Below are 2,298 nucleotides of genomic sequence, written 5' to 3'. Positions count from 1 at the left end.
TCCAACGGGATTCCCTGACACACCCGGTCGAACAACCTCCAGCGCACAGCCCTCGAATGCGGATATCCACTCGGCATCGCAACCCCTTAAATCCACGGATGTTGCACTGACCGTATGAATCCGCCGCGAAAAAGCTTGCCTCAAGCCCACGCTGGACGGGGCGACGCGTTAGGGCTTGATCCGGATCTGGCCCGGCGACCACCAGCCGAAGTGGGTTGCGGTGCCCAGCTCGAGCTGAGCCGGCTGCGCCGTCACGATCGTGTCGAACTTGCGCAGCGAACCCCAGTCCCGGCCCCAGTCACGGGATAGATAGGTGGCCATCACGTGGGCGCGCAGCAGCACATCGGTGATGCCCAGCAACCCGCCGTTGGTGCCGTCCTCCCAGGTGTCGGTGTCCATCTTCTTGGCGTTGTAGTCCGGCGTAATGCGGAACTTCGGGATCTCGGTGACGCCGTTGGCGTGCAGCATCGGCTGCTGACACGGGAAGGCCAGTCCCACCGCCCAGTCCATCAGCACCGGTTGCGACGAGCCGACGTACTCCTGCAGCGAACGCAGATCGGGCACCCGCGGGGGCGTCACTGCGATCCACTCTTCCGGTGTCAGCGACAAATCCTCGGCGACCAGTCGGACCGCTGTCGCATCCGCCGGGATCTTGTCGCGGGCGAAGCGCAGATTGCGCCACGCCTTGAACTGCTCGCCGTACAGATCGTCGGGCACCAGCCGCCCGCTTGGTATCAGCGCACCGCCGGGTCCCGGCTTGCCGTACTCCAGCACCACGGTCTGGCCGTCGGTGTGGCCGTGCAGCACGCTGTTGCCGGCAATCTTGCCCGCGGCGGTCACCACTACCAGGGGATGCCCGTCATCTGCTTGGGGCAGCTGGTACCACGCCGACTTCAGCGTGCTCTGTTGCTGCGGACCGGTCGTGTAGCTGCCCGCCAGCGGCACCCGCGCGGGGTCAAGGCCGTAGGGCAGCGGCACCGTCGAGCCGTTGATCCCAGGCGTTTTGAGCTTGGTCGGCGCGTCCCAGTCGTAGTCGGTGCCCGGCTGCTCCGGCGTCATCCGAAGCGCTTCGGCCACAGTATGTTCCGGCACCCCGTTGGGCGTGAACCCGACCGGGTTCGAGCCACCCAATGGGCCCAACGGACCGTAATCGCCCGGTAGCGGCGCCATGAAACCGGCGTTGGCGTCCGGCTCGACAAGCACGTCGTCGGCCAGGCCGCAGCCACCGGTGAACGCTCGCAGATTCGCCCAGCCGTTGGAATAGGTGGGGTACTGCCGCACCACGCCGATCGCCATCGACGCGACGAACACCAACACCATGAACCCGGCGGCAACCGGCACCGGCGCCGCGGTCAGCGCGAGCGCCAATCGGCCTTCTCCGCGGCCGCGTGGGGCGAAGTGCAACCAGGCCGCATAAATCGCGGTGATCGCGAACAGGATGAAAAATATTGTGCTGGCTGAAATCCCGGCGATTTTCGGCATCGTGGTGTTGAACGGCACGCCGTAGCTGGACACATACCACCAACCGTTGGTGGTAGCGAAGCACAGCGCCAACAAGAAAAACACCGCCGCGAGGAAGGCCATCCGGTTACGCGACCAGCGCAGCACCGAGGGCGAGACCAGCACGGTGGTCAGCGCTGCCATCGCCGCGCCGACAGCCGCGAACAGGCCGAAGTGGTGCACCCATTTGGTGGGGGTGAACATCAGGAAGAACATCGTGCCGAAGATGACACCCATCAGCCGCCAGGCCGGTCCGCGGGCCACGCCGCGAATGTGCTTGCGCCGCAACATGATGAACACCGCAGTGAACAGGCACAGCGCAGTGATCAGGAAGCCGAACCGGCGGGATAGCGAACCGTCGACGGTCGGCAGGATCAGGTAGTAGTACCGCAGGTTCTCGGTGTACCACGCCTGGCTGGGTCCGATCGCCGTGCGAATCCTGGTGGCCTCCAACACCGTTGACAATGTCTGGTCGGCGAATACGACGGTGAGGATCACCGAGCCGGCCGCCAGCATCGGCGCCACCAACGGCCAGGTGCCGACCAGACGATGCCGGCGGACCAGGATTCGCAGGATCGGCCGGCCACCGGCGATCAACGCGGCGACGGCGATCAAACCGGTGGGCTGGACACCGAGGGTGAACGCCGCGGTGATGACGGCCAGCGCCGCCGGCGTCATCCGGCTGTAGCGCATCGACCGCTCGATCAGCACGTAGGTGATCAGGGAACCCACCGCGATGATCGGCTCGGGCCGCAGGCCGTTGTTGAACGGCATCCACGCAGCCAGCAACACCATGCC

The 2,298-nt window shown here is 65.8% G+C and carries 1 protein-coding gene; it reads right to left on the bottom strand.

What is annotated here, in order from left to right; all coding sequences use genetic code 11:
* Positions 1-168: 168 nt before the first annotated feature.
* Positions 169-2,298: arabinosyltransferase C-terminal domain-containing protein (locus WB785_RS02490; RefSeq protein WP_424077115.1), on the bottom strand; the 2,130-nt coding region annotated here is incomplete at its 5' end.

Origin of the sequence: Mycobacterium sp. (genome assembly GCF_049585075.1) — a bacterium.
In the GTDB taxonomy this organism is placed as follows: Bacteria; Actinomycetota; Actinomycetes; order Mycobacteriales; family Mycobacteriaceae; genus Mycobacterium.
Note: the sequence above shows the minus strand (reverse complement) of the source record. Positions and strands in the feature narration are given on the sequence as shown.